General features: G+C 67.2%; 12 protein-coding genes. All 12 read left to right on the top strand.

The window, feature by feature from the left end; genetic code table 11:
* Positions 1-173 precede the first annotated feature (173 nt).
* A complete protein-coding gene (locus tag NM2_RS19600) occupies positions 174-689 on the top strand; it encodes a MarR family winged helix-turn-helix transcriptional regulator (protein WP_067670660.1) in 516 nt (171 codons plus the stop codon).
* Positions 690-701: 12 nt separating this feature from the next.
* A complete protein-coding gene (locus NM2_RS19595) occupies positions 702-3287 on the top strand; it encodes an MFS transporter (protein ID WP_067670658.1) in 2586 nt (861 codons plus the stop codon).
* Positions 3284-4105: a YceI family protein gene (locus NM2_RS19590; protein ID WP_067670657.1), complete on the top strand. Its 822-nt coding sequence runs from the start codon at positions 3284-3286 to the stop codon at positions 4103-4105. Before NM2_RS19595 ends, NM2_RS19590 begins: the two co-directional genes overlap by 4 nt.
* Positions 4106-4571: 466 nt before the next feature.
* Entirely contained in the window at positions 4572-5579 is a 1008-nt protein-coding gene (locus NM2_RS19585) for a fatty acid desaturase family protein (RefSeq protein WP_067670667.1), read from the top strand.
* Positions 5580-5684: 105 nt separating this feature from the next.
* A complete protein-coding gene (locus NM2_RS19580) occupies positions 5685-5999 on the top strand; it encodes an ArsR/SmtB family transcription factor (protein ID WP_067670655.1) in 315 nt (104 codons plus the stop codon).
* Positions 5999-6559, top strand: a complete 561-nt coding sequence (locus NM2_RS19575; protein ID WP_067670652.1) for an SRPBCC family protein — start codon at positions 5999-6001, stop codon at positions 6557-6559. Before NM2_RS19580 ends, NM2_RS19575 begins: the two co-directional genes overlap by 1 nt.
* Before the next feature lie 90 nt (positions 6560-6649).
* Positions 6650-8470 (top strand): sugar-binding protein, encoded by a 1821-nt coding sequence (locus tag NM2_RS19570; protein ID WP_084531277.1) that lies wholly within the window; start codon positions 6650-6652, stop codon positions 8468-8470.
* 297 nt (positions 8471-8767) lie between these two features.
* Complete coding sequence (locus NM2_RS19565) at positions 8768-9217, top strand: hypothetical protein (RefSeq protein ID WP_157121181.1); 450 nt, start codon at positions 8768-8770, stop codon at positions 9215-9217.
* Positions 9218-9264: 47 nt separating this feature from the next.
* Complete coding sequence (locus NM2_RS19560; RefSeq protein ID WP_067670647.1) at positions 9265-10158, top strand: ROK family protein; 894 nt, start codon at positions 9265-9267, stop codon at positions 10156-10158.
* 294 nt (positions 10159-10452) lie between these two features.
* Positions 10453-11574 (top strand): GAF domain-containing protein, encoded by a 1122-nt coding sequence (locus tag NM2_RS19555; protein WP_067670645.1) that lies wholly within the window; start codon positions 10453-10455, stop codon positions 11572-11574.
* A 70-nt stretch (positions 11575-11644) separates the two neighbouring features.
* The gene (locus tag NM2_RS19550; RefSeq protein ID WP_245718120.1) at positions 11645-12766 is read left to right on the top strand and encodes a conjugal transfer protein; all 1122 of its coding nucleotides are present in this window, start codon (positions 11645-11647) and stop codon (positions 12764-12766) included.
* Positions 12767-12785: 19 nt separating this feature from the next.
* Positions 12786-13049 (top strand): hypothetical protein, encoded by a 264-nt coding sequence (locus tag NM2_RS19545; protein WP_067670641.1) that lies wholly within the window; start codon positions 12786-12788, stop codon positions 13047-13049.
* Positions 13050-13051 lie beyond the last annotated feature (2 nt).

Genomic DNA, 13051 nt, shown 5'->3' with positions numbered 1-13051 from the left:
CTGGAGCGGAGCGGAGGCCGAATATCCAGTTTGCGATTCGGTGCCTGGGCGAATGTATAGTTGGCTCAGTCAACTAGTTGTATGCGCTAACCAAGTCTATGTATAGTTGGCTTCGGCAACTAGTTGTATGCGCTAACCAAAGTCTGTAGATCTATGGGAGAAGGTGAATCCCCATGACCACCGTCGGCCTCGACCCCGAGGTAACTGCCGTCAGCACCGGTAGTGCCGTCCTCCACGACGCCGATCGCCTCGGTACGCAATTGGTCCGGTTCATGCGGGCACTGAGCCGTGCGAAGACACAGATGTCCAAGCACGGCCCGGACGGATTGGACAGACTCGCCTACGCGGTGCTGTTCTGCCTGGTCCACGACGGGCCGCAGCGTACCGGCAAGATCGCCGAGCAACTGCACGCCGAGATCTCCACGATCAGCAGGCAGACACGATCCCTCGTCACGCACGGCATGATCGAACGCCGGGCGGACCCGGTCGACGGCCGCGCGTGCGTGCTCGCCGCCACCGACGAGGGAGTGCGCGTCTTCGAAGAGACCCGTCGGCAACGGAACCTCTGGCTCGCCGGAATCCTGGCCGACTGGCCCGCGACGGAGCGGTCCGATCTCATCACACTTCTCGACCGGCTCAACGCCGATATCGAGACGACCCCATCGCTGTGTACAGCCGAACCGAAATAGGGTTTGAACAATATGACGACTTCGACAACCGAGGCGCCGGTGGCTCGGCCCGGACCGGTGGAGGAGGAGAGTACGTTCCTCTCCCACCGCCAGGTTCTGACGGTGCTGTCGGGCTTGCTGCTGGGTATGTTCCTGGCGGCGCTGGATCAGAACATCGTGAGCGTGGCGATCGTTCGGATCGCCAACAGCCTGCACGGATTCGATCAGCAGGCTTGGGCCACCACCGCCTATCTGATCACCGCGACCATCAGTACCCCGCTATACGGCAAGCTCGCCGACATCTACGGCCGCAAGCCGTTCTTCCTCACCGCGATCGGCATCTTCGTCATCGGTTCGGCGGCCTGTACGTTCGCCACCTCGATGTACGAGCTGGCCGGATTCCGCGCCTTCCAGGGTCTGGGCGCCGGTGGTCTGATGTCGCTGGCGATGACCATCATCGGTGACATCGTCCCGGCCCGTGAGCGCGTGCGCTACCAGGGCTACTTCATGATGGTGTTCGGCATCTCCACGGTGCTCGGCCCGGTGCTCGGCGGCTGGTTCTCCGGCTTCGACCACCTGTGGGGCCTCGAGGGCTGGCGCTGGGTGTTCCTGGTCAACGTGCCGATCGGCATCATCGCTCTGGGCGTGGTGGCGCGAGTGCTGAACGTGCCACATCGAAAACAGAGTCACAAGGTCGACTGGTGGGGCGCGATAGCGCTCGCGATATGCGTGGTGCCGCTGTTGATCGTGGCCGAGCAGGGCCGCGGCTGGGGCTGGGGTGAGAGCAAGTCGATCATCTGCTACGCCATCGGCGCGGTCGGGCTGATCCTGTTCATCTTCGTCGAATACCTGATGAAGGATGCGGCGCTGATCCCGCTGCGGCTGTTCAAGAACTCGACCTTCAGCGTCGTCATCGCGGGTGGCTTCATCGTCGGTATCGCGATGTTCGGCGCGATCTCCATGGTCCCGCTGTACTGGCAGGTCGTGCGCGGTTATTCGCCGACCTCGGCTGGTCTGCTGATGTTGCCGCTGGTGGCGGGCATCATGATCGGTTCGCTGATCTCGGGGCAGGTCACCCGGTTCACCGGCCGGTACAAGGTGCTGCCGGTGGTGGGCACGTTCATCATCGCGATCGGCGCGCTGCTGTACTCGCAGGTGCACTACGACACCGCGATCTGGCAGCCGCTGCTGTTCAGCGGCATTATCGGCCTGGGCCTGGGCTGCTGTATGCAGACGTTGATCATCGCCGCGCAGAACGCGGGCCCGCGCTCGGACATGGGTGTGTCCACCGCGTCGGCGACGTTCTTCCGGCAGATGGGCGGCACCCTGGGTGTCGCGGTCTTCCTGACGATCATGTTCAACCTGCTGCCGCACAAGATCATCGATGCCTTCGGCGGACACCTGCCCGCCGGGTTCGACACCTCGAAGCTCAGCAGTATCCAGAGCAATACCAGCAGCATCACCGCGCTGCCGTCGGTGGTGAAGGATCCGATCCTGATCGGCTTCACCAACTCCCTGCACGGCGTGTTCTACTCTGCCGCCGGGGTGGCCCTGGTCGCCTGTTTGGTGCTGCTGTTCATGAAGGAAATCCCACTCGCGGACCCCAAGGCCGCCGCGCCGAAGGCGGACGAGCCGATCGACGCGACCGCGGGTTCGTGGGAGGAAAGTCAGGTCTGGGAGGGCGCGGCACAGGCGCTCTCCGAGCCGGAGCCGGTGCTGGCCGGTGCGATCGCGGGCAGGCATGCCGCGATCGAACGCAACGGCAGAGCGGCAGTGCATACGAATGGAACGGCGGTGTCACAGATGGCCATAAGGAGTTCGTCGGCCGGATTCGCCTCGGCGGACGGCGAGGTTCGTACGATCGGCGGTCGGATCAGACGCGAGGACGGCCGGCCGGTGGCCGGCGCCGCGCTCACGCTGATCGATACACGCGGTCACCAGGTGTCCCGGGCGACCGGCGACCCCGACGGCGGCTACACGATCGGAGCGCCCACGGCGGGCAGCTATGTGCTGATCGTCTCGGCGGGCGGGCATCAGCCGTCCGCGGTGAACGTCACCGTCGGCAACGGATCGCAGTCGCTGGACATCGCGCTGCAGGGCTCGGGCGAGCTGTCGGGCGTGGTGCGCTCGGCCGGACGCGGTGAGCCGCTGCCCTCGGCGACGGTGACCCTGACCGATATGCGCGGCGAGGTCGTCGGCGCGGCGGTCACCGGCCAGGACGGCACGTACGTCTGCCACGGCGTAGTGTCCGGGATATACACCCTGGTCGCGGTCGCCGATCACATGCGGCCCAACGCGCTCACCCTGAGCGTGCCCGAGAGCGGGCTGCTGCGGCACGACATCGAGCTCTCGCCGATGACGGTGCTGTCCGGTGCGGCCTGGGCCAACGGTCGTGCGGTGCCGGACGCGCAGGTGACGGTGCTGGACGTCAGCGGAACACCGGTCGCGACCGCCCGCACCGACGCGGAGGGCCACTACCTGGTGTCCGATCTGCCCGAGGGTGAGTACACCGTGGTGGCCAGCGGCTACCCGCCGGTGACCAGTCAGGTGACCGTCGCGGGCGGCGAGATCAATCACGATGTGCGGCTCGGATACGAGGAGGTTGCGAAGCAGTCATGAGTGGACTGACGGCACGTATTCACACCACCGAGGGCTGGCCGGTACCGGAAGCGGTGCTGACGGTGACCGATCTGAGCGGCCGTCAGCTCGCCCGGGCGACCGCCGGAGCGACCGGCGAGGTGGCGACCGACGCACTGCCCTCGGGCGTGTGCACCGCCATCATCACCGCACCCGGCTTCCAGCCGGTGGCGCAGGTGGCCCGGGTCGGCGCGGACGGTTCCGGGCGGCTGGGACAGATCGTCCTGGCGCCGGAGGCGGGGACCAATCCGGCTCCCCCGGCCGGTCCGTGGACCATCGACCCGGTGCATTCGACGGTCCTCGTGACCGCGCGGCACCTGGGCATCGCCAGTATCAAGGCGCGCTTCGCCGAGGTGAGCGGTCGGCTGAACGTCGCCGAGACCCTGGAGAACACGACGGGTTTCGCCGAGATCAAGACCGCGAGCATCGATACCGGCATCGGTATGCGCGACGACCATCTGCGGTCGCCGGACTTCCTGGACGCCGAGAAGTATCCGGTGATCTCGTTCACCGGCAGCGGCCTGCGTCGCACCGGTGGCGACAAGCTGGTGATGCCGGGCGAGCTGACCCTGCACGGTCAGGTTCGCCCGATCGAGCTGGACATCACCTACGGCGGGTACGGACCCGACCCGTGGGGCGGGGTGCGCGCGGCGTTCCACGCCGAGGTCCAGTTGCACCGTAACGATTTCGCGATCGACTACAACGCCATGGTGCGCGCGGGTATCGCCGCGGTCGGCACCGCGGTGAAGATCGATCTCGACATCGAACTCGTCCAGGGTGAGCAACTGCCCCAGATGTGACGCGAATTCCATTGGGCCGCTCCGGTTCTCGAATCGGGGCGGCCCAATGTCGTGTCCGCTTCCCGGCGACGGTGAATCGAAGGCGGCGCGCCGCCGATACGCTGTTGCCCCGTACCTCGACCCGATACCGTCGAGGAGCACCGCATTTCGGATCGATCCGAGACGACGTCGGTCGGTAGATGACGGTATTCTCGGGTCGTCGCGCAGATGTGACGTCGAGCCGGGTCCTTGTTCACCTCCTGGATGTGTCGTCGAGAGATCCTGTTGTCCGAGTGTGCGAGCCGCGAGCGCGGGCGGGCGGTTACGGCCGGTCGCGAGCAGCCGGACAAGGCCGTCGGGTGTGGTGGCGCGGATCCTGGAGAACCAACTCGAAGCAGAACGGCGGACGCGCGTGGTAATGGAGTATCCAGCGGGAGGGGTTGCGCTGCAGTCCGGTGCGGAATTCGACGTGCCGGTGGAAACTGTTGTGGCGCAATATGATTCGATCGCGGCCCGCGGCAGTGAGTATGCGGTGCTGGCGCGGCGGGTACGCGACGCCGGGCTGTTGGAGCGGCGGGTGGGGTATTACGCCCGGCTCGGCGGGATCGCCCTTGCGGCTTTGGTGGCCGGGTGGGCCGTCTTCGTCGCGGTGGGGGATTCGTGGTGGCAGCTGGCGGTGGGCGCGGTGCTGGCCGTGCTGTTCACCCAGTTCGCATTTCTGGGGCACGATGCGGGGCATCGGCAGATCTTCCGCACCCGGCGGGCGAACCATCTGTTCGGCCTGATCGCCGGGAACCTCTGTATCGGGGTGAGCGTCGGCTGGTGGACCAGCAATCACAACCGGCATCACGCGCACCCCAACACCGAGGGGGCCGACCCGGACATCATGGGCGTGCTGGCGCACTCCGGAGCTCGCGCGGGCGCCGAACGTAGTTGGCGGCGATGGATCTTCCGTCATCAGGCGGCGCTGTTCTTCCCGCTGTTGTTGCTGGAGGGCCTGAGTCTGCATTTCGCGAGCGTCCGGGCGGTGCTGCGGTGGCCGATGCGGAATCGGGGCTGGGAGGCGGCGCTGCTCGCCGCGCACGCGGTCGGCTATCTCGCTCTGGTCGCGGCGGTGCTGCCGCCCGGTAAGGCGGTGGCCTTCATCGCGGTGAACCAGGGGCTGTTCGGGTTGTTCATGGGCTGCACCTTCGCGCCGAATCACAAAGGGATGGCGGTATTGGACGGAGAGACCACGGACTTCCTGCGACGTCAGGTGCTGACCTCACGCAACGTTCGCGGCGGGCATCTGATCGATGTCGCGATGGGCGGTCTGAACTATCAGATCGAACATCACCTGTTCCCGTCCATGCCGCGACCGAACCTCCGCTCGGTCCGGCCGATGGTGATCGAGTTCTGCGCCGAGCGGGAAGTGTCGTACTGCGAGACCGGGTTGCTGGAGTCGTACTCGCAGGCGTTGCGGCACCTGCACGAGGTCGGGCGGCACGCCCGCTGATCAGCCGGGCCGTTCGCTGCGAGCCGCGAGGGTCCGCACAACGGGTGGGTGCCTCGGCAGTATATTCCCTTTCGGGTATATACGTGATGAGGTATATTGTGAGCCGTGGCAGCCGATCCGTTCTCCGTGGTCGCCGAGCCGCAGCGTCGGCGGATACTCGACCAACTGCGGACCGGTCAGGCCACCGTCGGCGAGCTCGTCGATCGGCTGGAGTTGTCCCAGCCGACGGTGTCCAAACATCTGAAGGTGCTGCGCGACGCGGGTTTCGTCACGTGTGAGGTGGCGGCGCAGCGGCGGGTCTATCGCCTGGCTCCCGGACCGTTCCAGGAGCTGGACGGCTGGCTCTCGCCGTATCTGCGGCTGTGGCACCACCATCTCGATGCCCTCGGGCGTCACCTCGACAGAAAGGATCGGTCCTGATGAGCACGCAATCCTATCGGCCAAGTCCCCTGCACCCGGTCGAACTCGTAGATGACGGCGGGCAGTGGTCGCTGGTGTTCACCCGCGATTTCCCACATCCGCCGGAGTCGGTCTGGTCGGCGCTCACCGAACCGGGGGAGCTGGCCGAGTGGGCGCCCTACACCGCCGATCGCGCACTCGACGCGCTCGGTCCGGTCACGCTGATCATGATCGACGGTGAGACGAAACTCGAACTGCCGGGCGAGGTTTCGCTGGTCGACCGGCCGCATCTGCTCGAATACACCTGGAGCGGTGAGATCTTGCTCTGGCAGCTGACCGAAAACAGCGGTGGCACAACGCTTCGTCTGACACATCGCCTGTCCGACCGCGCCCAGGCCGGCATGATGGCCGCGGGCTGGCATCTGTGCCTGGACGTCGCCGCGCTGCTGCTCGCCGGTACCCCCATCGGCCCGATCGTCGGCGCGGACGCGATGAACAACGGCTGGTCCGAACTGAATCGCGAGTACTCGGCCGAACTGGGTGTCGAGCCGATCGAACCGCCGACGTCCACCGGGCACTGAGTATCGCCGCCACTGGGGGGCCCGCCACGGGTGTGCTGTGATTCGACGGCGAATCGACCGGTGTGAAGTGCGGGACGGCTGGAGAGTTGGATGGCGGTGGCGGGCAGCGGCGTCGGCAAGTTGAGCAGGCGCACGGTCCTCGCTTCGGCCTTGACCGCGGCATGGCTGGTCGCGGACGGTTCCTCGGACAGCTTCGGCGGGGACGGCAACCGGAGCGCGGCGGGGGTGATCAGGGGCCGGGCGCACACCGATGTGCTGTTCGTCGGGGCGCATCCGGATGATGAATCGTTCAATCTGGCCACCTTCGGGCAGTGGCTTGAATTCCACGGCTCGAGTACCAGTGTGGTCACCATTACCCGTGGTGAGGGTGGTGGTAACGCCGTCGGGCGCGAGGAGGGACCGGAACTGGGGCTGATCCGGGAGACCGAGGAACGCGGGGCGACCGGCATGGTCGGCATCGAGAACATCTACTACCTCGACAAGCCGGACTTCTGGTACACGCTGTCCGCGCCGTTGACCGCGCGCATCTGGGGTGAGCAGGACACCTTGGCGCGCCTGGTGCGGCTGGTGCGCCAGATCACGCCGCACACGATCGTGGTGATGGATCCGCGGCCTTTCAATCAGCATGGCGGACACCAGCTTTCGGCGCGTCTGGGTATCGAGGCATTCCGATCGGCGGCCGATCCGCTGGCGTTTCCGGAGCAGATCGCCGTCGAGGGGCTGGCGCCCTGGCGGGCGAGCCGTCTGCTCGCCCAGAATTACGGGTTCGGATCACTGCTGGGGCCGAACCCGCCCGGACAGCAGCGCGCCGATCCCGACACCGGGTTGCCCGTCATCGGGGTGTGGTCCGGTACTCGCTCACACGAACACGGCACGACCTGGGCGCAGGTCGAACGCAACGCGGCACGGTTGTACCGAACACAGGGTTTCGCCGCGATGCCCCCGCGGGTTCCGTCCGATCCCCAACTGCTCGACTCCGATTGGTTCAGCGTGCTGGCCGACGACGGCCGGTTCGTGGAAGCGGCCGTGCGCGGGCAAACCGGGCTCGAGCCGTTGTACGCGGAATTCTCCGCGTGGGCGGACCGAGTCGGGTTGCCGTGGCTGGCCAATCGGGTCCAGCCGGACTACCCGGCGAAACCGACGACCACGATTCCCGCGGTTACCGTCGCGCCGACGCTCAACGGCGCCGAGGGGCCCGGCGAGTACCCGGGGCCGGAACTGCCGCTCGCGGTTTGGCAGGGCGATGCCCGGTGCACCGCGACGGCGAAGGTGTCCCGGCACGCGGACGAGCTGTACGTGCTGGTCGTCGTCGCCGACGAGCGCAAAGGAGCGGCGCTGGCCTGCGACGATGTCAAACGGCACTGGCGCACCGATTCCGTCGAGATCGCCATCGATCCGCGCGGCGATTCGGACGATACGTCGACCACCCTCAAGGTGGGCGTCCTTCCGTATACGAGCGGTCCGTGCGGCCCGGCCGCCGAGCGTGACGCCGACAATCATCAGGGCCCGGTACGGGAGACCGCACCGGGGATCGAGGTGGCCGCGGTGGTCACCGAGCCGTATCGCGGATATGCGGTCGAGGTGAAGATCCCGCTCCGGGAGCTCCCGGAATCGGTCGATCCGGCCGCATTCGCGATGAACATCCTGGTCTACAACTCCGATACGGACGACAAGACCGGCCAGACCCGCCTGGCGTGGTCGCCGTTCGGCAGCGCGCAGGCGGACCCCTATGTGTGGGGCACCGCGACTCTCACGGACTACCGACCCCCGGCGAACCGTGCGACGACCAGGACCCCGCCGGTCATACCCGACACGGCGGCCCGCAGCGCCGACTCGCCGGCCGCGCTGGCGCAGGCCCGGCGCACCGGAATACCGGTCACGCGTGAGTCGGGTGCGGTGGCCGCCCGCTAGTCGCGAGTTCGGATCCGGGGTGATCGCGGCCCGCTCGGTCGGCGCCATAACGGCCCACCAAATTTGGACCGCTTATTACCGTGCCGTTAGCTGACGATACATATATGTAACCACCTGATCGATGAGCCGTTATATGGCGACAAAACTCTTGCTGAGGGACCGATCGTGGGTTAACGTGCCGAGTACAGCAATTTACCAACTGCTGGATTCCGGGGACTGTTGAGCAGCCCTGATGCCCGATCGACCATTGGACACACCCCTCTCGGATGGGTGTCCTCGGCATTCCCGGAGACCGCTATGGCCATCATGCACACCAACCGTCCGGCCGACGAATCACCCGCGCCGACACAAGTTTCCGCGATCCGCGGCAGGTCTACACGCAGGCCGCCGTGCGCGGACGGCCCCGACAACTGGGACATGGACTCCGGAACCCCGGACTCGTGGCGCGCGGCCGTGCGAATCTGCTCCGAATGCCCGCTGTACACGAATTGCCGGGAGCTGGTCGAAACCCTGACCGCGCGCGGTAACGGTCCCCGGGGCATGATCTGGGCCGGAGTCGCCTACGACGCCGCCGGCAAGATCGTGGAGAACCTGGACCGGCATCGCGTCGGGTTGATCGACCACAAGCGGCCGCTGCGAATCATCCACAACGGCGAGCGTCCGGTTGGCGCGGAGTCGGCGTCGCCCGCACCGCAGCGGCGTATTGTCCTCGGGCATCGGCTGCGGCCGACCGGAACCGGCCACTGACCGTTTCCGCGAATAACGGCGAAACCTATTGTGGCGGTGGATAATTCATGACGATGCTGGCGTTGGAGATCGGCCCCGAGGGCTTCGCGGCAGGCCCGGTGGCCGAGGATGCCGACGACGAGGACATCCAGCGGACTCCGATTCCGGCCGAAGGAGCCTGGGATGCTTGCCGGGACCTGCTGCTCGATGTGGCCGCGGATGACGAAGTGACCGCCGTGGGCATAGCCTCGGCCGGGCCGATCGATATGGGCGCCGGGGTGATCGCGCCGGCCGATATCGCCGAGTGGCAAACGGGTTTCGGCATCGTCGAGGCGGTGCAGAAGATCTTCCCGGTGGCGACGGTCCGGCTCGCGCTGGACGGCGTGTGCCTGGGACTGGCCGAGCGGACGTTCGGTGCGACGCAGACCGTCATGGACGCACTGTCGGTATCGATGTCGCATCGGATCAGCGCCGGGGTCATGATGGGCGGCTTCGTGGTCGTCGGCCGGACCGGGAATGCGGGGCACATCGGACATGCGCTGGTCCCGGGATTCGACGATCCGTGTGAGTGCGGTGGGCGCGGCTGCCTCGAGGCCGTGGCCGGCGGCGCCGCACTGCTGCGCCGGGCGCGGAGCCACGGGTGGGTGGGGAACTCGCTGGGCGCGCTGACCGAAACGGCCAAGGTCGGTGACGAGGTCGCGGCCGAGGCCATGGGGCGTGCGGGCACGGCCCTGGGCCGGGTGATCGCCTCGATCGCGCCGCTGCTGGACATCGATCTAGTAGTGGTCGGTGGGCAAGTGGCGCAATCGGGTCCGGCCCTGTGGAAGCCGCTCACCGCGGCCGTCGCGACGCACGCGCGGCTCGGCTTTCTGACCGGGCTGCGGGTGGTGCCTTCCGAACTGGAGGGGCTGGGGCCGCTCGCGGGCGCCGGTGTGCTCGCCATGACGGCAGCGCAGGAGTAGCGGCAGTCCGGGAGTAGGCGCCGGGGCGCCCGTCCGATGATTCGGACGGGCGCCCTTTGCTGTCTGATCGACTGCTACAGAAGACATTCCGGATCAATATGGCGTACTCGCCGGTCCGGTTCGCACGCGCTGCCTGTCTGCATCGCCCAGATCGCACCGAGCCCATAGAACACATTGAATGTGCCGTTAAACAACGGTACATTGAAACTGTCTTGATGTGGCCCTGCTGGGTCATCACCGGAGAAACGGCTGGTACGGGCGGGTTCGATGCAAAGCGATGCGGTGGTCCCATGGATGACGATCGAAATGTTGACACCGGATGCGATGTCGGTGGCGTCGGCGGGGGATGCGCCCCGCGGGTTCGCGGATTGGCATCGGGCCCTGCAACGAGCGCTGGCGAAGACGCCGGCGGTCTACGACAGCTTCACCACCGGACGCCTCGCCGCCGCGATGCAGGCGGTGCGCGATCAGGCCGAGGATGTCGACCTGCGGATTCCGACCCGGTCGGGCCCGCACGAGCTGAAGATCCGGCCGGTGTTCGGGCCGGCCGGCGATGTGCACGCCATCCGGTTCTGGCTCGGCCCGGTGACCGCACGGGTGCCGGATATGCGGCCGGCGGTGGGCGCGATCTGGGACCTGAACACCCAGACCGTGCAGTTGCCCAGCGGCATCGCCCTCTTCCGGGGCATCTCGGCCGAGGAATACGCGCCCAGGATGTCGATCGCCGGGCTGTTCCACCGGATGTCCGGGTTCGACCGGCACGCCGAGGTGCTGGACCTGCTCTATGAGCCCAAGCCCGGTGACAAGCTCCAATTCGATGCCACGGTGCTGCACGCGTCGGGCGAGATGGGCCGTTGGCGGGTCACCATCCGTGCCCGCGACGACGAGCGAACCCAGGGCGCGTGGTGGCTGATCGAGGATGTGTCGTCGGACGGCTCGCCCTCCCGGTGGGCCACCCTCGAACGGGTCGGGCTGCGCGAAGCCCATCGCCGCGCCGGAACACATCTCGCGGTCGTCCAGCTGGACTACACCAGCATTTCGCATTGGCTGACCGATCCGGCGCCCTGGGTTCGCTGGGACTACCTGTTCCGGCCGATCGACGTCTTCCATCCGGACGATCGAGCCCGGCTGGCCGAGCTCGGCGACCGCCTGCGGGCCGGTGAAACCACGGGAGTAACGGTGCGGGCGCTCAACTACACCGGCGGCTACACACCGACCTCGTTGCTGGTCTATCCGTATCCCGGATATTCGAGCAGGCAGCTGGCGATCGCGCAGTTGCTCCGCGTTGCCGACGACGTTCCCGTGCTCGAGCCCCAGCACCACACGCTCGATACTCGGCACGGGTCCGGCCCGGTCGGATACGACGAACAACTGCGGCACTGGCTCGCCGGTCGGATGAACCGCAGTCCCGCCTGAGGGTGGGCTGTTCCCAAGGCCGGGAATAAGCGGCCGGTCGCGAACGGCCAGGTTATCTACCATTTCGTGAGTGCGGACAGTTGTTGGCAGATCGGCGGATTCGGGCGATGAATTACTTCGCCGGATGGCCGCGCGCCGCCGCCGCGACAACGTGGTGGTCGCTGTCCTGGCCGTCCTGGCCGTCCTCGGCGGCGGCCGCACGATTCTGGGCTGGTTCTCCACACCGCCGCGCGGTCCCTCCGACGATACGACGACGAAGATCATCGGAAGATCGCAGCTGGCCGAATCGTTCGCCCGCGATTTCGTGGTGACGTACCTGAGCGCCTCGGCCAATCAGCAGGACGAGATCGCGGCATTCGTCAGCGCCGGTCAGCAGGTCACACTGCCTTCCGCCGGACGGCAGGTCGCCGATCCGGCCGTCGTCTTCGCCGAGCGGGAGATCTCGACCGCACAGCTCGACGTGTGGACGGTGACGATCTCGGTCCGGGTGGGCAAGGGCGCCGGAACCAGTGCGTCGGCCAGTTCCGCGAGCTCGACCGCCACCAGTTCCGCCGGCTCGACCGCTACCGGTACCGCGTCGAACACCAGCGCCGGCCACACGTCGTCCGCGGCGGGGCCCGCGCGGCAGTACTACCGCGTCGCGGTATCGGTTTCCGCCGGGCGCGTGCGCGCGCTGACGCTGCCCGCCGCGGTGGACGCACCCGCGCGGGGCTCGGATCTCGCTCTGGCCAACCAGGATTCGTGTGGCGCGGATACTCCGTTCGGACAGGTCGTCTCCGGATTCCTGAACGCGTACCTGACCGGCACCGGAGACCTGTCCCGGTACACGGTGCCGAATTCGGCGGTCGCCGCCCCGCAGCCGCCACCGTTCGTCTCGGTCGAGACGGCCTCGGTCACCGCCGACAACGCGGGTTGCGGTAGCAGCGGCTCGACGACGGCCCGGGTCCTGGCCACGGTCAACCCGAAGGCGGCCGACGGCGCGTCGCCCACGCTGGCCTACCCCCTGACGATGATCCTGAACGCGGGGCAATGGCAGGTGCAGAGCATCGATCCCCTTCCGCCCCTGCGGGTTCCACTGTCAGTGGTGGTCGGCCAGGCCACCCAGGGGCCACAGCCACAGAGTTCCCCGTCGAGTGCGACCACGACCGCGCCCTCCAGCGCGGTGCAAGTTCCGCCGGCGACACAGAACTGATCCGGAAAGGAACAGTCTCATGGGTAGTCAACTGAGCACCATCCTGGTGTACATCCTGCAATGGGTGCGCTGGGGCGGGATCATCCTGATCGCGATCATCGGGATGTGCATCCTCGTGTCCGAGGCGGCGAAATCCAAGCTCTCGCCCTCGCGGATCATCACGGTCACGGGGTCGGCGCTGCTGGCGGCGGTGCTCTTCTGGCTGCTGCCCACGCTGGTGAACTACGCCCGCGTCGACTCGAACTCGATCGTCCCCGACCACCCGATCGGGAGCTACCAGTGACG

Source organism: Nocardia miyunensis NBRC 108239, from assembly GCF_001613065.1.
Classification (GTDB): domain Bacteria; phylum Actinomycetota; class Actinomycetes; order Mycobacteriales; family Mycobacteriaceae; genus Nocardia; species Nocardia miyunensis.
This window is presented reverse-complemented; position numbering and strand designations above follow the sequence as displayed.